Annotated in this window: 27 protein-coding genes; all 27 read left to right on the top strand. The window is 52.4% G+C overall.

Annotated features, from left to right (window positions below):
* Nucleotides 1–41: 41 nt before the first annotated feature.
* The 27 genes from trmFO (at nt 42) to fliR (ending at nt 22536) form a co-directional block, all read left to right on the top strand.
* On the top strand, nt 42–1367 hold the full coding sequence (gene trmFO, locus PRECH8_RS05110; protein ID WP_200966011.1) for an FADH(2)-oxidizing methylenetetrahydrofolate--tRNA-(uracil(54)-C(5))-methyltransferase TrmFO: 1326 nt from the start codon (nt 42–44) through the stop codon (nt 1365–1367).
* 127 nt (nt 1368–1494) lie between these two features.
* A complete protein-coding gene (gene xerC, locus PRECH8_RS05105) occupies nt 1495–2385 on the top strand; it encodes a tyrosine recombinase XerC (RefSeq protein ID WP_200966010.1) in 891 nt (296 codons plus the stop codon).
* A 38-nt stretch (nt 2386–2423) separates the two neighbouring features.
* Nucleotides 2424–2969 carry an ATP-dependent protease subunit HslV gene (gene hslV / locus PRECH8_RS05100; RefSeq protein WP_200966009.1) on the top strand — a complete coding sequence of 182 codons (546 nt, stop codon included), beginning with the start codon at nt 2424–2426 and terminating at the stop codon, nt 2967–2969.
* 19 nt (nt 2970–2988) lie between these two features.
* Nucleotides 2989–4386 carry an ATP-dependent protease ATPase subunit HslU gene (gene hslU, locus PRECH8_RS05095; protein ID WP_200966008.1) on the top strand — a complete coding sequence of 466 codons (1398 nt, stop codon included), beginning with the start codon at nt 2989–2991 and terminating at the stop codon, nt 4384–4386.
* A gap of 30 nt (nt 4387–4416) precedes the next feature.
* A complete protein-coding gene (codY, locus tag PRECH8_RS05090; RefSeq protein ID WP_200966007.1) occupies nt 4417–5190 on the top strand; it encodes a GTP-sensing pleiotropic transcriptional regulator CodY in 774 nt (257 codons plus the stop codon).
* Between the two features lie 310 nt (nt 5191–5500).
* Entirely contained in the window at nt 5501–5911 is a 411-nt protein-coding gene (gene flgB, locus PRECH8_RS05085; protein ID WP_200966090.1) for a flagellar basal body rod protein FlgB, read from the top strand.
* Nucleotides 5912–5916: 5 nt separating this feature from the next.
* Nucleotides 5917–6363, top strand: coding sequence for a flagellar basal body rod protein FlgC (flgC, locus tag PRECH8_RS05080; RefSeq protein WP_200966006.1), 447 nt, complete (start codon nt 5917–5919; stop codon nt 6361–6363).
* Between the two features lie 87 nt (nt 6364–6450).
* On the top strand, nt 6451–6753 hold the full coding sequence (fliE, locus tag PRECH8_RS05075; RefSeq protein ID WP_242457442.1) for a flagellar hook-basal body complex protein FliE: 303 nt from the start codon (nt 6451–6453) through the stop codon (nt 6751–6753).
* A gap of 70 nt (nt 6754–6823) precedes the next feature.
* Entirely contained in the window at nt 6824–8443 is a 1620-nt protein-coding gene (fliF, locus tag PRECH8_RS05070) for a flagellar basal-body MS-ring/collar protein FliF (RefSeq protein ID WP_200966005.1), read from the top strand.
* Between the two features lie 38 nt (nt 8444–8481).
* On the top strand, nt 8482–9480 hold the full coding sequence (fliG, locus tag PRECH8_RS05065; RefSeq protein WP_200966087.1) for a flagellar motor switch protein FliG: 999 nt from the start codon (nt 8482–8484) through the stop codon (nt 9478–9480).
* Nucleotide 9481: 1 nt separating this feature from the next.
* The gene (locus PRECH8_RS05060; protein WP_242457448.1) at nt 9482–10330 is read left to right on the top strand and encodes a FliH/SctL family protein; all 849 of its coding nucleotides are present in this window, start codon (nt 9482–9484) and stop codon (nt 10328–10330) included.
* 41 nt (nt 10331–10371) lie between these two features.
* Nucleotides 10372–11646: a flagellar protein export ATPase FliI gene (fliI, locus tag PRECH8_RS05055; protein ID WP_242457447.1), complete on the top strand. Its 1275-nt coding sequence runs from the start codon at nt 10372–10374 to the stop codon at nt 11644–11646.
* 23 nt (nt 11647–11669) lie between these two features.
* Entirely contained in the window at nt 11670–12089 is a 420-nt protein-coding gene (gene fliJ / locus PRECH8_RS05050; protein WP_242457441.1) for a flagellar export protein FliJ, read from the top strand.
* Between the two features lie 20 nt (nt 12090–12109).
* Nucleotides 12110–13015, top strand: a complete 906-nt coding sequence (locus tag PRECH8_RS05045; protein ID WP_200966002.1) for a MotE family protein — start codon at nt 12110–12112, stop codon at nt 13013–13015.
* A 171-nt stretch (nt 13016–13186) separates the two neighbouring features.
* The gene (locus PRECH8_RS05040; protein ID WP_200966001.1) at nt 13187–14665 is read left to right on the top strand and encodes a flagellar hook-length control protein FliK; all 1479 of its coding nucleotides are present in this window, start codon (nt 13187–13189) and stop codon (nt 14663–14665) included.
* Between the two features lie 18 nt (nt 14666–14683).
* A complete protein-coding gene (gene flgD, locus PRECH8_RS05035; protein WP_242457440.1) occupies nt 14684–15187 on the top strand; it encodes a flagellar hook assembly protein FlgD in 504 nt (167 codons plus the stop codon).
* On the top strand, nt 15177–15566 hold the full coding sequence (locus PRECH8_RS05030; RefSeq protein ID WP_200966000.1) for a TIGR02530 family flagellar biosynthesis protein: 390 nt from the start codon (nt 15177–15179) through the stop codon (nt 15564–15566). Before flgD ends, PRECH8_RS05030 begins: the two co-directional genes overlap by 11 nt.
* Before the next feature lie 146 nt (nt 15567–15712).
* Nucleotides 15713–16531 (top strand): flagellar basal body rod protein FlgG, encoded by an 819-nt coding sequence (gene flgG / locus PRECH8_RS05025; RefSeq protein WP_200965999.1) that lies wholly within the window; start codon nt 15713–15715, stop codon nt 16529–16531.
* 54 nt (nt 16532–16585) lie between these two features.
* A complete protein-coding gene (locus PRECH8_RS05020) occupies nt 16586–16804 on the top strand; it encodes a flagellar FlbD family protein (RefSeq protein ID WP_200965998.1) in 219 nt (72 codons plus the stop codon).
* Nucleotides 16805–16807: 3 nt separating this feature from the next.
* Entirely contained in the window at nt 16808–17296 is a 489-nt protein-coding gene (locus tag PRECH8_RS05015) for a flagellar basal body-associated FliL family protein (RefSeq protein ID WP_200965997.1), read from the top strand.
* A 46-nt stretch (nt 17297–17342) separates the two neighbouring features.
* A complete protein-coding gene (gene fliM, locus PRECH8_RS05010; RefSeq protein WP_200965996.1) occupies nt 17343–18338 on the top strand; it encodes a flagellar motor switch protein FliM in 996 nt (331 codons plus the stop codon).
* Nucleotides 18331–19626, top strand: coding sequence for a flagellar motor switch phosphatase FliY (gene fliY / locus PRECH8_RS05005; protein ID WP_200965995.1), 1296 nt, complete (start codon nt 18331–18333; stop codon nt 19624–19626). Before fliM ends, fliY begins: the two co-directional genes overlap by 8 nt.
* A 19-nt stretch (nt 19627–19645) precedes the next feature.
* Entirely contained in the window at nt 19646–20008 is a 363-nt protein-coding gene (locus PRECH8_RS05000) for a response regulator (RefSeq protein ID WP_200965994.1), read from the top strand.
* A 2-nt stretch (nt 20009–20010) separates the two neighbouring features.
* Nucleotides 20011–20700, top strand: a complete 690-nt coding sequence (locus PRECH8_RS04995) for a FliO/MopB family protein (RefSeq protein WP_200965993.1) — start codon at nt 20011–20013, stop codon at nt 20698–20700.
* Nucleotides 20697–21452 carry a flagellar type III secretion system pore protein FliP gene (fliP, locus tag PRECH8_RS04990; RefSeq protein WP_200965992.1) on the top strand — a complete coding sequence of 252 codons (756 nt, stop codon included), beginning with the start codon at nt 20697–20699 and terminating at the stop codon, nt 21450–21452. The genes PRECH8_RS04995 and fliP overlap by 4 nt, the downstream gene beginning before the upstream one ends.
* 27 nt (nt 21453–21479) lie before the next feature.
* Entirely contained in the window at nt 21480–21749 is a 270-nt protein-coding gene (gene fliQ / locus PRECH8_RS04985; RefSeq protein WP_200965991.1) for a flagellar biosynthesis protein FliQ, read from the top strand.
* 10 nt (nt 21750–21759) lie between these two features.
* The gene (gene fliR, locus PRECH8_RS04980; RefSeq protein ID WP_200966085.1) at nt 21760–22536 is read left to right on the top strand and encodes a flagellar biosynthetic protein FliR; all 777 of its coding nucleotides are present in this window, start codon (nt 21760–21762) and stop codon (nt 22534–22536) included.
* Nucleotides 22537–22553: the final 17 nt, after the last annotated feature.

Raw genomic sequence — 22553 nt, 5'->3', positions numbered from 1 at the left:
GCGGATCATCGATCGATCATCTTAGGAAGTGGGGGGTAATTATGTCTAACATCAAAGTAACGGTCATCGGAGCGGGACTGGCCGGTTCCGAAGCGGCCTGGCAGATCGCCAAACAAGGAGTTCCGGTCATCTTGTACGAGATGAGACCCATCCGCATGACACCTGCACACCATACGGACAAATTCGCGGAGTTAGTCTGCACCAACTCGCTGCGTTCAAATTCGCTGACCAATGCGGTGGGCGTGCTCAAAGAAGAGATGCGCATCCTCGATTCATTGATTATTCGCAGTGCGGACCAACATGCAGTGCCTGCGGGCGGAGCCCTTGCCGTCGACCGCGAGGGGTTCTCCTCTGCGGTGACGGAGGCGCTCAAACAGCATCCGCTCATCGAGGTGCGTCATGAAGAGATCACTGAGCTGCCGGAAGGCATCACTGTGGTCGCCACCGGACCGCTCACTTCACCTGCGCTGTCGGAGAAACTGCGCGAGCTGACCGGCGAGTCCTATCTATACTTCTATGATGCAGCTGCCCCCATCGTTGAGCGGGATTCGATCGACATGGATAAGGTCTTCCTGGCATCGCGATACGATAAGGGAGATGCCGCTTATCTGAATTGCCCGATGAATGAAGAAGAGTTCGACCGCTTCTATGAGGCATTGATCACCGCTGAAACAACCGAGCTTAAGGAGTTTGAGAAGGAGATCTTCTTCGAGGGATGCATGCCGATCGAGGTCATGGCCAGACGCGGCAAGCAGACGCTCTTATTCGGACCGCTGAAGCCCGTGGGTCTTGTGGACCCTCGTACGGGACGGACGCCCTATGCCGTCGTTCAGCTGCGGCAGGACAATGCGGCCGGAACTCTATTTAATATAGTAGGTTTTCAGACCCATCTGAAGTGGGGAGAACAGAAGCGGGTCTTCTCGCTGATCCCGGGGCTGGAACAGGCGGAATTTGTCCGCTACGGCGTAATGCACCGCAATACCTTTGTCAATTCGCCGCGCTTGCTGAAGCCGACCTATCAGTTGAAGCAGCGAGACACTTTGTTCTTCGCCGGCCAAATGACGGGCGTCGAAGGGTATGTGGAGTCTGCAGCTTCGGGACTCATCGCCGGGATCAATGCAGCACGCTTGGCCCGGGGCCTGGAGCCCGTCACAGCACCGCGTGAGAGTGCGATCGGCAGCTTGGCGCACTATATCACATCTGCTTCGCCGGATAACTTCCAGCCGATGAATACGAACTTCGGATTGCTGCCGCCATTGGCCGAGCGTGTCCGCGATAAGAAGTTGAGGAATGAACGCCTCGCTGAACGCGCTTTGCAAGCGGTGAAGGGTTTTGCCGGCAACATGCTTTCCGCTGCCTCCTTGTAATGGATAAGTTTGCTGTGTTACGATAAGAGTTGGCAGCAAGTGTTGGCTGTTTCTTCTATACTCATGCAGACATTGTCAAGATCTGGATCGGGTAATAGATTTTGATATGGACAAAGGTGGCGGTTCGATGCTTGAGACACGGCTGGACAACTTTCTGCGCTATCTGCAGGCGGAGAAACACGCTTCGCACCATACGATCCAAGATTATAAGCGCGATATCCGCCAATTTATCGATTATATGGAGCAGCAGGGGATCGCCGATTATGCAGAAGTCACTTATATCCATGTTCGCTCATATCTGGCGGAATTGCATGTACGTGAGTATGCTAGGCGCAGTATTGCCAGAAAGTTATCGGCGCTGCGCTCTTTTTATTTGTATATGCTGCGCGAGGGCGTCGTCGGCATAAACCCCTTCGCGCAAGTGCATACTCCTAAGCTGGATAAGAAATTGCCCAGGTTTATGTATCCGGAAGAGATCAAGGCTCTCCTGGCCGCTCCCAACCTGGCGACGGCCGTTGGCCTGCGCGACCGCGCCGTGATGGAAACGTTGTATGCAAGCGGCATGCGGGTGGGGGAACTCGTCGGAATGGATCTGGATTCGGTGGATTTTGCCAATGGAGTGGCATTGGTTTTCGGCAAAGGGTCTAAGGAGCGCTATGTGCCCTTAGGCGAATATGCGCTGCATTCCATTAAACTGTATATCGAGCGGGGACGGCCGCAGCTAGTGACCGCTGAGTCAGGTCAAGCTTTATTCCTCAACAGCAGAGGCGGGCGGCTCAGCGACCGCAGTATCCGCAGATTCATCGACAAATACATGCAGCAGGCATCGCAGAGTCAGAAGATCAGTCCGCACGTGCTTCGCCATACTTTTGCCACCCATATGCTCGAAGCGGGTGCCGATCTCAGAACGGTACAGGAACTGCTGGGACATTCGAATATCTCGACGACGCAGATCTATACCCATGTGACTCGGGATCATCTGCAGTCCGTCTATAATCGTGCGCATCCGCGCGCATAGAATCAAGACCATACATGCTTAGCTGAGGAGGTCAGAATATGGATTGGAGTTTTCATGCGACGACGATCTGCGCCGTCCGGCACAACGGCAAAGGTGCCATTGCCGGCGATGGGCAGGTCACCTTCGGGCAGAATATGATCATGAAGCATAAGGCGCGCAAGGTGCGCCGGCTGTATCGGGGGAAAGTACTGGCGGGGTTCGCCGGTTCCGTCGCTGACGCCATCACCTTGTTCGAGAAGTTTGAGGGGAAGCTCGAAGAACATCAGGGCAATCTGCAGCGGGCGGCGGTGGAGCTGGCCAAGGAATGGCGTTCGGACCGGGTGTTGAGACGGCTGGAAGCGATGCTGATCGTGATGGATCGCTCATCGCTGCTCCTCATCTCCGGCAACGGCGAGGTCATCGAACCCGACGATGATGTGCTGGCGATCGGCTCTGGAGGAAGCTTTGCTTTGTCAGCTGCGCGTGCTTTGAAACAGCATGCTTCGCATCTGGAAGCGAAGGAGATGGCTTATGAAGCGCTGAAGATCGCTTCTGAAGTATGCGTCTATACCAATTCCAACATCATCGTAGAAGAGATTGAATAGTGAAGCGGGGGGAACGTTAGTGAACAGAGAAGCGCTGACTCCAAGACAGATCGTCGCCGAACTGGACAAATATATCATCGGACAGAAACAAGCCAAAAAGGCGGTCGCTGTTGCTCTGCGCAATCGATATCGGAGAAGTCTGCTCGATGAGTCGATGCGCGATGAGATCATGCCGAAGAATATCCTGATGATCGGTCCGACGGGTGTGGGCAAGACGGAGATCGCTAGAAGGCTTGCCAAACTGGTGAACGCTCCCTTCGTGAAAGTCGAAGCGACGAAGTTCACGGAGATCGGATATGTGGGAAGAGATGTGGAGTCGATGGTGCGCGATCTCGTCGAGACATCGATCCGCATGGTAAAAGCAGAGAAGACCGAGCAGTTAAAGGACAAAGCAGAAAAACTGGCTAACGAACGCATCGTTTCGATCCTCGTGCCATCGGGCAATCGCAGCCGCACCGGGCGTAATCCGTTCGAGATGCTGTTCGGTCAACAAACGCAGGATACGACGGAGCGGGAAGAACATGTTGAGCAGGATGTGGCTGCCCGCCGTGCTGAAGTGCGAGCCAAGCTGCTGAACGGCGAACTTGAGCAGCAGCAGATTGAGATCGAGGTCGAGGACAATGCGCCGACGGTTTTCGATATGCTTGCAGGTCAAGGCGGGGATCAGATGGGCTTCAATATGCAGGAGCTCTTCGGCAACCTCCTGCCCAAGCGTACGAAGAAGCGCCGTTTGCCCATCTCGGAAGCGCGCAAAGTGCTGATCAATGAGGAAGCTCAGAAGCTGCTCGATATGGATGAGGTCATCCAGGAGTCGATCCGCCGAGCAGAACAAAGCGGCATCATCTTCATCGATGAGATCGATAAGATTGCTAGCACGAATCAAGCCACAGGTCCGGACGTATCGCGGGAAGGCGTACAGCGGGATATCCTGCCGATCGTGGAAGGTTCGACGGTGATGACGAAGTATGGTCCGGTGAAGACAGACTATATCTTGTTCATCGCTGCCGGGGCTTTTCACAATGCGAAGCCGTCCGATCTCATCCCTGAACTGCAGGGCCGCTTCCCGATCCGCGTTGAACTGAACAACCTCAGCATGGAAGACTTCGTCTCCATCCTGACGGAGCCGAAGAATGCTCTTACCAAACAGTACGCAGCCTTGCTTGAAACGGAAGGGATCAAGGTCGAGTTTTCAGAGGAAGCGATACGCGAATTAGCGAAGATCGCCGTAGAAGTCAATTCGAATACAGACAATATCGGTGCACGCAGGCTGCATACGCTGCTGGAGAAGCTGCTGGAGGATCTGTCCTTCGAAGCGCCGGACATCATGCTGGAAAGCATCGTCATCACCCCCGAATATGTGCGGGAGAAATTGGAGAGCATTGCACAGAATCGGGATTTGAGCCAATATATTCTATGATGTAACGGATAGTTGTAGTGGAGGATTGCCATGAACTTGCTGACCAAAACACGTCGCTTAAACCGCTTGCTGCAGCGCGCCGCCGGGCAGCATGTAAACTTCATGGAGATGGCGGAAGTACTGCGCGATACCATCAATGCTAATATCTACGTACTGAGCCGCAAAGGCAAAGTACTCGGCTATGGAGCTGCCGGATTCCTGGAGAAGGAAGAGTCGCGCCGTATGCTCTTCGAAGAGCGGCGCATTCCGAGCGAGGTGAATGATATCCTGCTGATGATCGACGAGACCTCTTCTGCGGCCGATCTGAAGATCGGGGAAGCTGCGTCGGCAGAGATCATCCAGTTGTTCGTGCATCCGATCGTGACTGTGATTCCGATTGTGGGAGGCGGTCAGCGGCTAGGGACGCTGGTCCTTTCCCGTCAACAGGACGAATATGTGGATGATGATCTCATCTTGGCCGAGTACGGTTCCACGATTATCGGCATGGAGATCCTGCGGGAGAGAACAGAGGAGATCGAGGAGGAAGCACGCAGCAGAGCTGCTGTGCAAGTAGCCGTCGGCTCGCTGTCTTTCAGCGAGCTGGACGCTGCAGAACAGATCTTCGAGGAACTAGACGGGAAGGAAGGCCTGCTCGTCGCCAGCAAGGTAGCGGACAGAGCTGGGATTACGCGGTCTGTTATCGTGAATGCGTTGCGCAAACTGGAGAGCGCGGGCGTGATCGAAACAAGATCTCTTGGTATGAAAGGCACTTATATTCGCATCTTAAACGATAAACTCTTAGAAGAATTGAATCAGAAACGATAACAGATACGATCCTTCAACCGCCCTAGGGCGGTTGTTTTTTTCACCCTTTTCGACTAACGAAATATTCACTTAAGATTCCACGAGAGGAAATCATGACCAGTACTAAATTCATATTTTCGACAAACTTCTTCAATATTATGGGAGTATTCTCACGGTATTCTCCTCTGATTTTTGCAAAGAACGTCTTAATTTTTCGCCGTTTTTCACGTTTTTTATGAATATTTTGATGCTAATTGTCGAAATCAGAAGGAAAAAGGTCATGAATGTGGAATAAGATTTAAGGTTAATTTTTACTTCGAAGGGTGGGTTCATAGTGTTTGAGACTCGCGCTTTAAGTCTATTGGAGCGCTCGCTTGATGCAGCAGCACTAAGACAGAAGGTCATTGCTAACAACATCGCGAATGTCGATACGCCGAATTATAAACGCTCCGACGTAAGATTCGAGGAGTTGCTGAGACAAGAGCTCGATGGGAAGCGCAAGTCCATCGTCGGTTATCGCACTGACCCAAGGCACATTCCGATCGGCAGAAGGCCGGGCGGCACGGTGAGTTTGCCGCAAGTGGTCACCGATAACAGCACGACGTTCAACCACAACGGGAACAACGTCGATATCGAGTATGAGATGGCTCTGCTCGCTCAGAATCAGCTTAGGTATAACCTGCTGATTGATCGGACGAATGGATACTTCAAGAACTTGCGAACAGCAATCGACAGGAGATGATCAGGATGTGGGACAGTTTCAGGATTAGTGCATCTGCACTAACAGCGCAAAGGCTGCGAATGGATGTGATCGCTTCGAACATAGCCAACGCAGAGACGACCAGAGCGCAATACGCAGATGGGCGCTGGGTCCCATATCAGCGCAAGATGGTGGTCATGGAACCTAGTCCTGCGAAACCATCTTTCTCTGCGATCTTGGACCAAGCTGTACATAATTCCGTTGGACAGGGAGTTCGTGTCACGAGGATCGTTCATGACACGGAACCGTTCAAACGCGTCTACAATCCGACACATCCAGACGCGGATCAAGACGGGTATGTCCTCATGCCCAATGTGGATCTGCTCAAAGAACAAGTTGATCTGCTGGGTGCTACGCGTTCGTATGAGGCGAACGTCACTGCGCTGAACGCCGCGAAGTCGATGTTCATAAAGGCGTTAGAGATCGGCAAGTAAGATGCATAACGGGAATCTTAGTGAACTGCCAAACTCAACATTTGACTCATGAGAAGAATGCTAGATGGACGGGGAGGGAATATGATGATGGATATGATGAAGGTACAACATCTTGCGCCTAGAGCTGTGAATCCAGCAGCAGAACAGAAGGTCGGTGCGGTAGATGTTGTTAAGACTTTTGGTGAATATTTGAACGATGCACTGGAATCCGTTAATGCGCAGAAGCAAGCAGCAGATCTTCTGACGCAGCAATTTATTTTAGGTCAAATCTCTGATGTTCACAGCGTGACCATTGCAGCTGAGAAGGCTTCTATGGCCTTGGAACTTACGGTGCAGATTCGCAATAAGGTCATCGATGCTTATCAAGAGATCATGCGTATGCAGCTCTAATGTATGCGCATACCTTATTATACTTATCTACCGAATAGAACTACGCTGATGAATATGATGGGGTGACTCCGTGAACGAGAAATTGATACAGTACCGGAGACGCGCTTTCGAGTACTGGAATAGATTTAGCCGTACACATAAGATCTTGATTGTCGCAATTGTCGCTCTCATGTTGATTACCATTGCGATCGTCGTTTATAACGCATCTAGGACCGAGTACTCGGTAGCCTTCAAAAATTTGGACCAGGCAGATGCTGCAGCGATCAAGAACTTTCTGGACGAAAGAGGAATTCCCTATGAATTTACGCCGGACATGAGTGCCGTCGGTGTACCGACGAGCATGGTCACCGAGGTGAAGGCTGCTGCCATTCAGCAGAATCTCATACACAGCGGTTCGATCGGGTTCGGGATCTTCAGAGAGAATATCGGATCCTTCGGCATGACGGAGAATCAATTCCAGGTTCTGAAGGTGGATGCGCTGGCAGGGGAAATCGAGAAGCTCCTCTTTGAATATCAAGGAGTGGTCAAAGCGAAGGCCGTCGTGAACCTCCCGACGGAGAGTGCATTTATCAATACGGAAAAAGAACAGCAAGCCAGCGTCGCCATTCAGGTGCGTTTCGAGCCGGGATTCAGACCCGAACAGAAGCAGATCGACAGCATGTACCGCACGGTTCAGATGACGCTGCCGAGCCTGCCGATGGAGAATATCATCATCGCTGATCCAGAGGGGCAGTTGATCCCGTCCTTCCAGGAAGACGAATCCGGAAGCGGAGCTGCGATTACCTTCAGCGAACAGATGAGGATCAAACGGCAGATTGAAGAAGATATACGCAGCAATGTCGAAGGGTTGCTGCGGCCGATCATGGGGCACGATTCGGTGGTGGCCAGCGTGTTTGCTACCGTAAACTTCGATAAGAAGAACAGCGTCGAACACCTGGTTACACCCGTGAACACCGTAGACCAGAAGGGCATCGAGATCAGCTTGCAGGAGATTCAGAAATCCTTTACTACAGAAGGAGCTCCGTCTGCCGGCGGCATCGTCGGTACAGGCACGGGGGATATCGCCAATTACCCGGCTGCCGATGCCGGCGGGGGCGTGACGAATTCCGAGGAATTTGAACAGATCGTCAATTATGAAGTGAACCGCATCACCAATGAGATCGTTAGAAGCCCTTATGCGATCATGGATCTGACGATCAATGTCGGCATTGAGCCGCCGGATCCTGAGAATCCGGATTCCCTGACGCAGGAGATGCGGGATGCCGTGCAGCGGCTGCTGGTCAATATCGTCGGGGCGGCACTTGCGAACAACGGCGTCGACTACACGCAGGAGCAGCTGGAGCAGAAGGTGCTGGTCTTCGCACAGCCGTTCCGCGGCAAGGAAGCTCCCTCGGCTGTTGACCAGGGCGGTGCCGCTAATGCATGGTGGTTGTACTCGCTCGCTGGAGCTGCCGCTGCGCTGCTGATCGGGGGCGGCGCGTTCGCGGTCGCAAGACGCAGACGAGCGGAAGCAGGAGATATCGAATACATCGAAGAACCGATCACACCAACCGAGGTGCCGGCGGAGCTGCCGGAAGAGCCAGAACCGCTCACGCAGGAAGCGCAGATTCGTCAACAGCTCAGCAATCTGGCTCGGAATAAGCCGGAGGATTTTGTGAATCTGTTGCGGACTTGGTTGGTAGACGAATAGAGGTGTAACGAGTGGCCAGACCATTGCAACAAAGCAATATGCCGTTAACCGGCCGCCAGAAAGCTGCGATCCTGCTGATCTCCCTGGGTCCGGAGATCTCGGCAGAGATCTTCAAACATCTCCGTGAAGAAGAGATCGAACAGCTGACCCTGGAGATTGCCAATGTGCGCAAGGTGGATCCCGAGGAGAAAGAGGCCATCATGGAAGAGTTCTATCAGATCTGCGTTGCGCAAGAGTATATCACGCAGGGCGGTATTGAATACGCCAAGGATATTCTGGAGAAGGCACTGGGGCCGGAGAAGGCAGTTGACATCTTGAATAAGCTGACGGCTTCGCTGCAAGTCCGTCCTTTCGACTTCGCAAGGAAGGCGGATCCTTCGCAGATCTTTAACTTCATACAGAACGAGAACAGCCAGACGATTGCTCTGGTTCTGTCCTATCTTCAACCGGAACAGGCATCGTTCATCCTCTCAGCTCTCCCCCAGGAGAAGCAGGCAGATGTAGCGAAGCGTATCGCGATGATGGACAGCACTTCTCCGGAAGTGATCAGCCAAGTTGAACGCGTCTTGGAACAGAAGTTGTCGGCTACGGTAACCCAAGACTATACGTCGGCTGGCGGCATCGAAGCGATCGTCCAGATCCTGAACGGTGTAGACCGTGGAACTGAGAGGACGATCCTCGACTCCTTGGAGATTCAGGATCCGGAGTTGGCTGAGGAGATCAAGAAGCGGATGTTCGTCTTCGAGGATATCGTCAACCTCGACAACCGTTCGATCCAACGGATCATCCGCGATGTCGACAACAGCGATCTTCAATTGGCGCTCAAGGTGGCCAGCGAAGAAGTGCGCGAAGCGATCTTTCGCAACATGTCCAAAAGGATGGCGGATACCTTCCGCGAAGAGATGGAATACATGGGGCCCGTGCGGCTGCGTGATGTTGAAGAAGCGCAGACCCGTATTGTTGCGACGATTCGCCGCTTAGAAGAAGCGGGTGAGATCATCATCGCCCGCGGTGGAGGAGATGATATCATTGTCTAATGTGATCAAATCCTCCCAATATGTCCCATTGGATGATAAGAAGTTTATCGAGGCGGCGACATGGAAGCCGCCGCGCCGCTCCGAGAAGGGACAAGCTGCTTCTGCCGACGCCTCCGGCGCCCACCAGGCGGCGGATCTGGAACAAGCGGTTCGCGACAAGCAGCTGGAAGCCGCCAAAGAAGCGATCCTTGCTGAGGCAAGAGAGGAAGCCGAGCGGATCATCGCTCAGGCCCGCGAAGAAGCAGAGCAGCTGCGCAAGCAGGCAGCCGACGAGATTGCCGCTTGGCGCGAGGAACAAGAGAAGGAAGCCGCTGCAAAGTTGGAGACGATCAGACGGGAGGCATGGGAAGCAGCGTATCAAGAAGGGTTGGAGAAGGGGGAACAGGACGGACGGGAGAATTGGAAGCAATCGATTGAAGCCGCCGCTCAAGTCCTGCAAGATGCCCACGCGATGAAGAAGCAGATCATCTCGGAAGCAGAGCCCTTCCTCTTGAGTCTGAGTGTGGAGATCGCAGAGTCGATCATCGGGCGGCAGCTGTCTCTTCAGCCGGAATGGGTGATTGAGATGGTGCAGCAGGTGCTTGCGCGCGAACGGCGCAAAGGAGTTGTTACCCTCTGCGTATCGCCGGAGCAGTTCCCGTTCATCCGCGAATCCCGTGAGGAACTCGAGATGGTGCTTGATTCGCAGGCGGAACTGCAGATCGTTCCGGATCTTTCGGTGCAAGGGTACGGCTGTGTCGTGCGCACCGATTTCGGAAGCCTGGATGCACGCATTGATTCGCAGTTGACAGAGATCAAACAAGCGCTCATGCAGGTCTATGCATCCGAACAAGGAGAGGATCAAGCGTGAACGCTGTGTTGGACGCGAACAAATACATACAGCACCTTAGGATGATCGATCCGGTGCGCAGGAACGGCCGTGTGACACAGGTCATCGGCCTGACGATTGAATCGGAAGGGCCGAATGTCAGCATCGGCGATATCTGCTATATCCATCCTCGTACGGGCAAACCGGTGATGGCAGAAGTCGTTGGCTTCCGAGACAATCGAGTGATCATGATGCCGCTCGGCGATATTCAAGCGATCTCGCCGGGGAGCGAGGTCGTGGCGACCGGCCGGCCCTTGATGGTCCGGGTCGGACATGAATTGCTTGGCCGGGTGCTCGACGGGCTGGGAAGACCGCTGGACGGTTCTTCGTTGTCCATCCACATGAGTTCGTACTCCACCACCAATACGCCGAGCAATCCCCTGCACAGGCCCCGGGTGAAGGAGCCGATCAGCGTAGGCATTCGAGCGATTGACGGACTCTTGACGATCGGCAAAGGGCAGCGGATGGGGATCTTCGCCGGCTCCGGAGTCGGGAAGAGTACCCTGCTCGGCATGATCGCGCGCAATACCTCTGCAGATGTCAACGTGATCGGACTCATCGGCGAGAGAGGTCGGGAAGTGTTAGATTTCATCGAGCGCGATCTTGGGCCCGAAGGGCTGGCCCGTTCCGTGGTGGTCGTCGCTACTTCCGATCAGCCGGCTTTGATTCGCATCAAAGGCGCGCTGATTGCCACTTCGATCGCAGAGTACTTCCGTGACCGCGGACTGAATGTCATGTTGATGATGGACTCCATCACAAGGTATGCGATGGCCTTGCGGGAGGTAGGACTTGCGGTTGGTGAACCGCCGGCGACGCGGGGTTATCCGCCGTCGGTCTTCGCCAACCTGCCCAAATTGCTCGAACGAGCCGGAACATCGCAAAAAGGTTCTATAACGGCCTTCTACACGGTACTCGTTGATGGTGACGATATGAACGAGCCGATCGCGGATACCGTGCGAGGCATCCTCGACGGACACATCGTCCTCGATCGGAAGCTGGCCAGCCGCGGACACTATCCAGCTATCGATATCCTGCCGAGTATCAGCCGGGTGATGAACGATATCGTCCCGCCTGAGCAGATTGCGGCAGCGAATCGATTGAAACGGCTGCTGTCCGTGTATCGCAATTCGGAAGATTTGATCAATATCGGCGCCTATCAGGCTGGTTCCAATCCTGAGATCGATGAAGCGATTCGCATGTATGATACGATCTCGAAGTTCTTGCAGCAGAGTATCTACGAGAAGGTGTCCTTCTCAGAAGCAAGTGAATGGTTGATCAAACAGTTTGGAGATGGTTAGGATTGCGACGATTCCGATATCATTTGCAGAAGATCGTGGACCTCAAGTCCAATGAGAAAGCGCAGGCGGAGTGGATCCTCTCGAATGCGCTGGCAAAGCTAAAGATGGAAGAACAATCCCTGGAACAGCTGCATGCGACGCGGCGTTCGATCGAAGAACTTCTCCAGGAGTCGGCATCCGTTAAGATCTCTGTAGCGGAGCTCGGTGTGCTGCAGGATTATCTTCAGTATATCGATACGCTGATCAAACAGAAGCAGGAATCCCTGCTCCAAGCCAAACAAGATGTGGCAGACAAGAGTGAACAGCTTGTATCGAAGATGAAGGATGAGAAAATCTGGCTCAAAGCCAGAGATCGAAGCTTCGCGGCATTCAAAGCCGAGTATCTCCGCCGGGAACAGCTGGAACTTGATGAGATGGCCGCCGTCCGCTTCGGCAAAACATAACGTGCTGGGAGGAGCGCAAGATGACTAATGCAAATGCGAATACAGAGCGTGCAACCTACACTGCATTTGAGCGCTTCTTGTATTACTTCCTCATACCGCTGATCTATTCCTCAGTGCTCGTGTTTGTATTGTTCATCATCTTCAATGAAGATGTGCGGACGTCCTTTCTAAGGACAGCGAACCAGATTCCGGTGATCCGCGAGCTGGTGCCCGATGTGAAGCAGGAGGATCCGCGCGCCTATGAGCAGATCATGGAGGATCCGGAAGTCAAACGATTGCAGCAAGAAGCTAAGCAACAAGTGGCGGTATTAGAGAGCGAACTCCGGTCAGCCATCGAAGCGAGCAGGCAGAAGGACAGTGAGATCGCCGCACTCCAGGAAAGAATTGCAGAACTTGAAACGCTAAGAACTGACCAAGAGGTGAGCTCAGAGCAATATGAAGAGAATCTGCGCTCACTGGCCAGGATGTATGCCAACATGAGGCCGAGCAAAGCTGCTCCGATCTTGGAGAACTTGTCCAAGGGAGAACTCGTCCAAGTCCTAAGCTATATGACGATGGACCAGAGAAGTGCACTCTTGGAACGGATGGATCCGGAGACGGCTGCGGAAGTGACGAGCATGATGATCGATATGGAATCGATCGAAAATGCCCAGATCACAGCCCTTAAAGAACGGATCCAGCAGTTGGAGACGGAACTAGCCGGCCGCGCGGATGCCTTAACAACGGAGCAGCTGGCAGCGACCTTCGCCGTGATGGATGCGTCAAGCGCAGCCAATGTTCTGCTTGAGATGCTTAAGCAGAATGAAGGTGAAGTCATCAACATCCTGCGGGCCATGGAATTGCCGTCGCGCTCGGCGATTCTGGCACAGATCTCGGACCTGGACAAATCTGCGGCAGCACGCTTATCGTCCAAACTGAGCGGCTGAGTACGGGGAATGATGAATCAAACTTGGCGGTAAGTATATCGTTACAAACCTTTCTTTTCTATACTTACTTTTCTATACTTAAATCTATAATTGTATTTCTATTACTAACTTTTATTAATTTTTACTCTATCTCAACGCTGTCATGTATTCCTTTGAAAGGAGGTGAAGCAGATGCAGATGTTGTTGACGGATATGCTGTCGTCACAGGGCTCGCCGCAGCGTGTTAATGGCAGCACTGGAAGTGCAGGGATGCCTGCAAGGGTGGATTCCTCTGCACGGCAAGCGGGCGGCTTCCGCCAATTGCTCGCACGGATCACCGCGCAGGGAGAGATGCAGGATGCCGGAACTATGGCTCAGGCAGGACAGCTGCTCGGGGCGAACGAACTGATGCCTCTTATGAATCCGGGATCATCTGAGCTTGAGGGAGCCGAGGCTCTGGCATGGCTGCTGCAAACCCTGGACTTGCTCCAGCGTGCAGAGGCGGAGTTCGAAAGCTTCATCGAACAACACCCTGAACTCGCTCAGTTCCTGGCCGCAACCCTAGCGAATACCGTGCTTCCAGATGAAGCAGAGACGTTCGCCTCCGATGAAGGGGCTGTGAAGACCTCTCTGCAGCATAAATCAGCGCTGCCAGGCCAGCTTAAGGACCGGATCCAGCAGTTCATCACGAAGTTGTCCTCTAATGGGACTAGTGATCATCAGCAAGTGCTAGGACAGGCAAAGGAATTCAAGCAGGCGCTCCAGCCGCTTCTGGCCGCTTATCAAGATCAAGCGGAACTTGAGCTTGCACCTTCGCCGGCGAACCAGTCAGCATTACTTCGCGGACATGAAGGGATCCTTCGGAGCCATGACGGTTCTGCACTGCAGCTTCAGCCATTCGAAGTACCTGCTTCCGGGGAAAAATCGCAGCATATCGCGATGACGAATGGTGCACGAATGGCTGAAACGCCGCAACAAGGACAAATGGTCGTACATGTGACGAAGAAAGGAATGCTGCCAAGAACGGACCTGCTCCGACCAGAACTGCTGAATCTTGCTCTGAGTGATGCAGTGGAAACAGCGGTATCAGATGCGAAACCGGTTGATGGCGCTGCGCTTGTAACACTGTCCGGGGAACCGTTGCAGTTGACTTTGGAACAGGCGGTGCCTAGACAACATGCTCATCCGATGCCAACCCATGTGCCGGTTCACCGCTTCGCGGAAGAACTGAGCCAGTTCGCAGTTCGCTCGTTCCAGATCAATCAACTGTTGAGCGGCAGAACAGAAGCGCGTATCACCCTCGTACCAGAGCATCTAGGGCATGTTGAGATCCAACTGACGATGCAAAACGGCCAGCTCACGGCACAATTGATCACTGAAACCGCACATGGCCGTGAGATGTTGGAGCAGCAGATCGCTGCGCTGCGCACAGCACTGCAAACCCAGGGCATACAGGTCGAGCGGCTGGAAGTGACGCAGCAACAGACGCTGTCGGCTTCCACGTTCCTGAAAGATCAAAGCCAGCAGCAGTCGAGATCGTACGAACAGCAGCAGCGTTCTAACGCGAAGACCCATGATGAAGAACTCATCGAGGTCGGCTACGATCTGTCCTGGATCGATACAGATCCGGAGGAGCATACAGGCAGAAGTTCGTTCCACGCAACAGCGTAACGCGAGGAGGTGAGCAGATTGACGACGATCATACCAGGAACAGCAAGATCAACGGCCATGGAACAGAAGACGATGACCAGCGGGCAGTCATCAGCCAACAATACGATCCTTGGCAAGGATGATTTCCTGCGGTTATTGGTTACTCAGCTCGCTAACCAGGACCCTACGAATCCAATGGAAGACCGGGAATTCATTGCGCAGATGGCGCAGTTCAGCTCCCTTGAACAGATGAATAATGTAGCCAATGAGATTCGGGGGCTTAGGAGGATGTTAAGCCTGTCTTCCGATCTCATAGGCGCCACCGTAGAGTGGCATGACGGCGGGGATTCCCTTCGCAGCGGCGTAGTGGATGCGATCGTGCTGCGTGATGGAGAACCGTTCATCGTCATCGGCGATGAGGAGATCACGTACGATCAGATCGTACGCATCACGCGGACAGCGAGCGAAGAGCCGCCGGCAGCTGAGGATCCGCCGGCACCCGAGGAGCCGCAGGATGAAGGCGGTGAGCTGAATGACGGATAAGATCACAGCAGGTCAGTTATATCAGCGCATCCAGCCCGTTATACAGCAGTCGTCCAGAGCGGCTAAACCTGCAGAAAGAAGTGCGGAGCCCCGTTCCTTCGAGCAGCTTCTGCAAGCGAACCTGCTGAAGTTCAGTCATCATGCTGAAGCGAGGCTGCTGCAGCGGGGAATTCGCATGAATGCGGAATCCTTGGCCAAGCTGGAGAAAGCCGTGCGTCAAGCCGAGGCAAAGGGAGCTAAGGAATCGCTGATCTTGACCTCCGATGCGGCATTCATCGTCAATGTCAAGAATCGGACTGTCGTCACAGCGATTGATCACGCATCCCTGCAGCAGCATGTGTTTACACAGATCGACAGCGCCGTGATCGTAGATGCTTAGATCTTGTGATGCACCTAAATTGATAGATGATAGATTTAATTAGATCAAACGGGGCCGGCCCGAACAGGAAGCCCCTTTGGACTTGCTGATCGACCGAAGCAGTCCGCTAAGATGGAGACTATTGATAATGATATGGAGGAGTCAGTATGCTAAGATCATTGTATTCGGGCGTATCCGGAATGCGCGGGTTTCAGACGAAACTCGACGTGATCGGCAATAACATCGCAAACGTGAATACAGCGGGCTTCAAAGCCTCCAGAGTGACTTTTAAAGACATGCTCAGCCAGACGCTGCAAGGTGTTACGGCACCGACGGAAGGCCGCGGCGGTGTGAACCCGATGCAGATCGGTCTTGGTTCACAGATCGCAGCGATCACAACGATCCACACCGGCGGCAGTGCGATGACTACGAACAATGTATTGGATCTTCGCATCGACGGTGACGGATTCTTCGCGGTCATCGCGAACGAGGACCAGGAGATCCCTTACCTTACTCGCTTAGGGAGCTTCACCCTGGATGCGGAAGGCAAGCTGGTTACCCACGATGGACTGCTGGTACTGAGCAGCGACGGCGAGCCGATCATCATGGAAGATGATTGGACTTCAATCTCGATCTCCCAGACCGGTGAGATCATCGCTAAGAACCAGGAAGGCGATACGGTGAACACTGAGATCTTCATCGGTTTGATCAATGTGGTGAACCCGGCGGGACTGGAGAAGCTCGGGAACAGTTTGTATCAGATCACGCCTAACGCCGTCTTCGAAGGGGAATGGGAACTGACCACAGCTGCTAACATGGAGATGGGTACAGGCAGCATTATCTCCGGACAGCTGGAGATGTCGAACGTTGATCTCACCACAGAATTCACGGAGATGATCATCGCACAACGCGGATTCCAAGCGAACTCCAGGATCATCACCACTTCGGATGAGATCTTGCAAGAGCTGGTAAATCTGAAACGATAATCATAGGATAAGGGGGACTTAGATGTCCCCCCGATATAACGGAGGTTGCCGCCATTGATAACCGTAACCAGGCTTAATGGTTCGCGTGTAACGGTGAATGCACTGTTGATCGAAACGATCGAGGAGATTCCGGATACCGTCATCTGTCTGACGACGGGGAACAAGATCATCGTGCAGGAAGATGTTCCCGCAGTGATCGAGAAGATTCAAGCCTACCTAAGCAAGATCGGTTTCATACAGGCAACCGTGAAGAGCCATGATTCGGAGGGATGATCCTTGTTCAAGAATAGAATCTTAAACGTCGTCGTCATCATCTTGGTCTGTGTGACATTATTGGTGTGCGCCGCTGCCATCGTATGGATGTTCGTCATCAACAAGGACAATTTGCTGAACACGGCTGGTCAAGCTGCAAATCTAGCTGCACAGACGGAAGCCAGGAGACTAACCGCTGAGGAGATCGTTGCGCGCACTTCGTTACTGGATAACGTAACTACGAATCTTGCTGACAAGAATCATGTGGTCAGCATCAGCCTGGCTTTTCAATTGGACAATGAGCGGGCTTATTCTGAATTCGAGACGCTCAAACCGCTGAAGATCAAACCGATCGTGTTGAAACTGCTTCATACGACGCATCCAGATGAACTGTTCGAGGAGAACGGCTTCGATAATTTAGCGGCACAGTTGATGAATGAGATTAATCCTCTGTTAACCTTGGGCAAAATCACGCAAATCGATATTACAAGCTTCGTCGTCGATAGATTATAATGCTGTGTTGATAGATTGTAACGCTGTAATGAAGGATGTGACATAGATGGTCGATGTGCTCTCGCAGAATGAGATCGACGCCTTGCTTGCAGCGCTGTCATCCGGTGAGATGGATGCGGAAGAGCTGAAAAAGGAAGAATCACAGAGGAAAATTCGCGCCTATGACTTCAAACGCGCCGTTCGTTTCTCTAAGGATCATATTCGCAGCCTGACGCGAATCCATGAGAACTTCGCCAGATATCTGACGACTTACTTCTCGGCGCAGCTTCGAACCTTCGTACAGATTAATGTTGTGCAAGTGGAACAACTTCCTTATGATGAATTTATCCGCTCCATACCGAAGATGACGATCCTCAATGTGTTCGAAGCCGAACCGCTTGAAGGACGTATGGTGTTGGAAGTTCACCCCAACGTAGCCTTTGCTATGTTAGATCGGCTGTTGGGCGGCTCCGGCAATGCCGCTGGCAGGGTTCAATCGCTTACCGAGATCGAGACGATCGTGATGGAACGAATCTTCAGCCGCGCTTTCGACAGCTTGCAGGAAGCATGGAAGACGGTGCTGGATATCCGACCGCGCCTTGAGGCGTTGGAGACGAACCCGCAGTTTATGCAGATCGTCTCACCGAACGAAACGATCGCGCTGATCTCCCTCAGTGCGAAGATCGGCGATACATCGGGGATGATCAACTTGTGTATCCCGCATGTTGTCATCGAACCGATCATGCCTCGGCTGTCGCAGCATCATTGGTTCGTCTCGCAGAAGAAAAACCGTGCTCCGGAGGAAGTTGAGATTCTCGAATCGAGGGTCTATAAGACGGAACTGCCGATTACGGTGGAACTCGGCACCTCCACCATTACGGTGCATGAATTCCTGCAGATGTCCGCTGGTGATGTGATCAAGCTGAACAAGAAGCTGAACGAAGGGCTCGATGTGAGGGTAGGCGAGAAAATCAAATATATAGCGAACCCGGGAACGGTGAATGGCAAAATGGCCGTCCAAATCGTGGATACTGTAACGGAAGAGGAGGATCTTGATGAATAATAAGGATTATCTTTCCCAAGAAGAGATCGATGCTCTGCTGAAGCGAGCGGCGGAAGATGAAGCGATGGCCGATGTTCCCGATCTAGAGGCTGCGTCCAAAGAGTCCGGAAATGGATTATCTAGTGCTGTCTCCGATTATCTGGACTCCATGGAGCAAGATGCCCTTGGAGAGATCGGGAATATCACCTTCGGCAGTGCAGCGACGGCCTTGTCCACGCTTCTTGGGAAGAAAGTGGAGATCACCACGCCCAAGGTGTCGGTGGTCCTGCAGGAGAACCTGCTGGAAGAGTTTCCAAAACCATACGTTGCTGTTCATGTGAACTTCGTCGAAGGATTCCAAGGGATAAATCTTCTGGTGATCAAAACCGCAGATGCCAAGGTGATCGCCGATCTCATGCTGGGCGGAAGCGGCGAAGTCGACCCGGATGAGGAGCTGAACGATATACATATTAGTGCCGTGCAAGAGGCCATGAATCAAATGATGGGTTCCTCGGCGACGTCGATGTCCACAATCTTCAATCGCTTCGTCAATATATCTCCTCCGGGGATTGATATATTGAATCTGCCTGCTGGAGAGGGGGCTGACAGTCTGCCTGATGAACAGGTGTTCATCAAGGTATCCTTCCGATTAACCATCGGTGATCTAATCGATTCTACGATCATGCAGTTGCTGCCAGTGGATTTTGCAAAGGAAATGGTGCATTCTTTAATGAGTGGGGGTTCTCAGGATCAAATGCCAAAGGAAACTTCTCATGCACAGAAGACACCAGTTACAGAAGGATCGCAAATGGTTGATCCGGTTCCGAACAAACCGAATCCAGACCAACTAGACAGCCAGCCATCGGTCCAACATGAGCCGATGCCGAATCAGCAGCCCTATCAACCATCTTATCAACAGCAAGCCATGCCGAATCCAGCTTATCAAGAGCCGTCTTACAGCGGTGCGCATCAAGGGATTCAGAGGAACGTTAACGTACAGCCGGTGCAATATGCCGATCTGAATCCGATGGCATCGGTGCACGCGGATACACCGAATCTTGATCTGCTGCTGGATATTCCGCTGAAGGTAACGGTTGAGCTGGGGAGAACCAAAAAATTGATCAAGGAGATTCTCGAATTGTCCCAGGGTTCGATTATCGAGCTGGATAAACTGGCCGGTGAACCCGTAGACATCCTGGTCAACAACAAGCTGATCGCCAAAGGCGAAGTAGTCGTGATCGATGAAAACTTCGGGGTTCGGGTGACGGATATCATCAGTCAGCGTGACCGAATCATTAAGCTTCAATAATCATAGGAGGAAGACACATATGGCGAACAGAGTATTAATAGTTGACGATGCAGCATTCATGCGGATGATGATCAAAGACATCCTGACCAAAAACGGCTATGAAGTTGTCGGTGAGGCCAGCGACGGTCTCCAAGCCATCGAGAAATACAAGGAACTGTCTCCCGATCTAGTGACGATGGATATCACGATGCCTGAGATGGATGGGATCACCGCACTGAAAGAGATTAGAAAAATCGACCCCAACGCAAAGGTTATCATGTGCTCTGCGATGGGTCAGCAAGCGATGGTTATCGATGCGATCCAAGCCGGCGCGAAAGATTTTATCGTCAAACCGTTCCAAGCAGACCGCGTCATCGAAGCGATCAAGAAGACGCTGGGCTGATCATGGAGCTGTTTAAGCCATTCAAGGCGATCAAGCATTCGCCGGATCATGCAACACCCATACTTAGACGGCTGAGAAGGATGATGCTTTCACTGGTGATCGGTGTGCTCACTTTGGGTTCGATGCATATCACTGCTTATGCTCTATCCGAAGCAGACGATGAAGGGGAACTGGTCATCGGCAGAGGCACGGATTCTGTTTCCCTTTGGTTGAGCTGGCTGAAAGTGATTCTAATATTGATTGTAATCATCGGTTTGATCTACATGCTGGTGAGGTTTCTCGCCAAGAAAAATCAAACCTGGTTTGGCGGCCGCTCCATCCGCGTGCTGAGCGGTATCCAGTTAGCTCCCAACAAGTCCGTGCAGGTCATCGAAATCGGCGGTATCGTATATGTTCTAGGTGTTGGTGATGACGTTCGATTAATCGATAAGATTACCGATCAAGAGCTTGCATCTCTGATTATCGAACAATTCGACATTCAAGATACAAGCTCTTTCATACCTGCCTTTGAACGCTTGCAGCGCTTCATCAACCGCCGCCGCAGCAGCGACATAGCGTCCGATCTGCCCAATCAGCAGACTTTTCAACAGATCTTCCAGGATAGACTGGAGCGTGTGTCCGGGCAGAGCCGTCAGATCGACAAGATCATGTCAGATATTCAACAGGATGAGAAAGAGCGGTCGGAACGATGATTAGACGTAAGATTTCCATATGGTTCATGCTTATTATTACCATTGCTGTCACATTGCCGAGTCACGCGTACGCTGTTGATATGATTCCCGGAATCGACCTGGGAGATACAAGCGAACCAGACAATGTATGGAATACGGTAAACCTCATCTTGCTGATTACCGTATTAAGTCTGGCGCCTGCGATCTTGATCTTGATGACATGCTTTACGCGCATCGTCATCGTCCTTGGATTCGTCAGAACAGCCTTAGCTACACAGCAGATGCCGCCTAATCAGGTGATCATCGGACTGGCCCTGTTCTTGACCCTGTTCGTGATGGCACCCACCTTGGGACAAGTCAATCAAGTTGCTTTGCAGCCATACCTGCAAGGCGAGATTACACAAGCAGAAGCACTGGATAACGCAGCCAGGCCGATCAAACAATTCATGCTGAACCAGACTCGGGAGAAGGACTTGCTGCTCTTCCTGGAATTCTCACAAGCGGAGAAACCGACGAATGTGGATGAGGTGCCCTTAACAGCACTCATTCCCGCATTTGCCATAAGCGAGCTAAAGACGGCTTTTCAGATGGGATTTATGATCTTTATCCCCTTTTTGATCATCGACATGATTGTCTCTAGTGTCTTAATGGGGATGGGGATGATGATGCTGCCTCCGGTCATGATCTCCTTGCCGTTTAAGATCTTGCTGTTCGTGCTGGTAGACGGCTGGCATCTGGTGGTGAGGTCCCTGCTTCTGAGCTTCAATGTCTAGTCTGCGTAACAGACAGGGGGAATGATGATGAGTGCTGACTTTATCATAGGCCTGGCAGGGGAAGCGATCACAACCATCTTGAAGGTCAGCGGACCGCTCTTATTGGTGGCTTTGATCGTGGGATTGATTGTGAGTATCTTTCAGGCGACGACGCAGATTCAGGAGCAGACCCTTGCATTTATTCCGAAGATCTTCGCAGTATTCTTAGCTGTGCTGGTATTCGGAGAATGGATCATCACCGTGCTCTACGATTTTGCTTACGGGTTGTTTAATAATTTGTATCGTTTTATAGGATGAGGCTGTCGTGATAGAACTACTGATGCAAGTGCTGCCTGCTTTTCTGCTCGTGCTCAGCCGGGTCACAGCATTCTTCGTTACCGTGCCGATCTTCTCCATGCGCGGTGTACCTGCGCAATTTAAGGTGGGCATCGCCTTTTTTGTCAGCTTATTTACCGTACTGTCGATGAATGTCGAGCCTGTCCCGATGGATGGGATATACATAATGACGGTGATCCGCGAAGTGTTGATCGGCATATTGCTGGGTTTTGTTGCCTATTTAATCTTTACCGTTACACAGATCGCAGGTTCCTTCGTCGATATGCAGATGGGATTTGGGATCGCGAACGTCGTTGACCCGATGACAGGGGCGCAAAGCCCAATCTTGGGCAACCTTAAGTTTTTTTTGGCGGTTCTTACCTTTTTGGCCATCGACGGCCACCATTATCTGTTAATGGGCATCATGAACAGCTATGATTGGGTGCCCCTGGACAATGAATTCTTCACCAGGATCTACGAAGGCAGTGTGTCGACCTTCCTCTTGCGCACGCTGAGCACGATGTTTGTGCTGGCATTCCAGTTATCCGCACCGCTGATCACAGCGCTGTTCCTGGTTGATGTGGCTTTGGGAATGCTGGCGCGTACGGCGCCGCAGTTTAACGTATTCGTGATCGGCTTGCCGCTGAAGATCTTAGTCGGCTACATCGTCTACTTGGTGATGATTCCAGGATTTCTGTTCCTGTTCCAACAGTTGTTCAGCCATCTCTTCGCAGCGCTTAATGAGATGTTGGTGACGCTCCAGGGATGATCATACAGCTTCGAGCC

Source organism: Insulibacter thermoxylanivorax (assembly GCF_015472005.1).
GTDB classification, from domain to species: Bacteria; Bacillota; Bacilli; order Paenibacillales; family DA-C8; genus Insulibacter; species Insulibacter thermoxylanivorax.
This window is presented reverse-complemented; position numbering and strand designations above follow the sequence as displayed.

Bases quoted from the DNA above. Each gene is read 5' to 3' on its own strand.
- codY (WP_200966007.1), top strand. From the start codon at position 4,417: ATGAACTTGCTGACCAAAACACGTCGCTTAAACCGCTTGCTGCAGCGC.
- trmFO (WP_200966011.1), top strand. From the start codon at position 42: ATGTCTAACATCAAAGTAACGGTCATCGGAGCGGGACTGGCCGGTTCC.
- fliY (WP_200965995.1), top strand. From the start codon at position 18,331: ATGAATAATAAGGATTATCTTTCCCAAGAAGAGATCGATGCTCTGCTG.
- hslV (WP_200966009.1), top strand. From the start codon at position 2,424: ATGGATTGGAGTTTTCATGCGACGACGATCTGCGCCGTCCGGCACAAC.
- fliE (WP_242457442.1), top strand. From the start codon at position 6,451: ATGGATATGATGAAGGTACAACATCTTGCGCCTAGAGCTGTGAATCCA.
- PRECH8_RS04995 (WP_200965993.1), top strand. From the start codon at position 20,011: ATGGAGCTGTTTAAGCCATTCAAGGCGATCAAGCATTCGCCGGATCAT.
- PRECH8_RS05030 (WP_200966000.1), top strand. From the start codon at position 15,177: ATGACGGATAAGATCACAGCAGGTCAGTTATATCAGCGCATCCAGCCC.
- fliP (WP_200965992.1), top strand. From the start codon at position 20,697: ATGATTAGACGTAAGATTTCCATATGGTTCATGCTTATTATTACCATT.
- xerC (WP_200966010.1), top strand. From the start codon at position 1,495: ATGCTTGAGACACGGCTGGACAACTTTCTGCGCTATCTGCAGGCGGAG.
- fliM (WP_200965996.1), top strand. From the start codon at position 17,343: ATGGTCGATGTGCTCTCGCAGAATGAGATCGACGCCTTGCTTGCAGCG.
- PRECH8_RS05000 (WP_200965994.1), top strand. From the start codon at position 19,646: ATGGCGAACAGAGTATTAATAGTTGACGATGCAGCATTCATGCGGATG.
- PRECH8_RS05040 (WP_200966001.1), top strand. From the start codon at position 13,187: ATGCAGATGTTGTTGACGGATATGCTGTCGTCACAGGGCTCGCCGCAG.
- fliQ (WP_200965991.1), top strand. From the start codon at position 21,480: ATGAGTGCTGACTTTATCATAGGCCTGGCAGGGGAAGCGATCACAACC.
- PRECH8_RS05045 (WP_200966002.1), top strand. From the start codon at position 12,110: ATGACTAATGCAAATGCGAATACAGAGCGTGCAACCTACACTGCATTT.
- fliG (WP_200966087.1), top strand. From the start codon at position 8,482: ATGCCGTTAACCGGCCGCCAGAAAGCTGCGATCCTGCTGATCTCCCTG.
- flgC (WP_200966006.1), top strand. From the start codon at position 5,917: ATGTGGGACAGTTTCAGGATTAGTGCATCTGCACTAACAGCGCAAAGG.
- flgG (WP_200965999.1), top strand. From the start codon at position 15,713: ATGCTAAGATCATTGTATTCGGGCGTATCCGGAATGCGCGGGTTTCAG.
- fliI (WP_242457447.1), top strand. From the start codon at position 10,372: ATGATCGATCCGGTGCGCAGGAACGGCCGTGTGACACAGGTCATCGGC.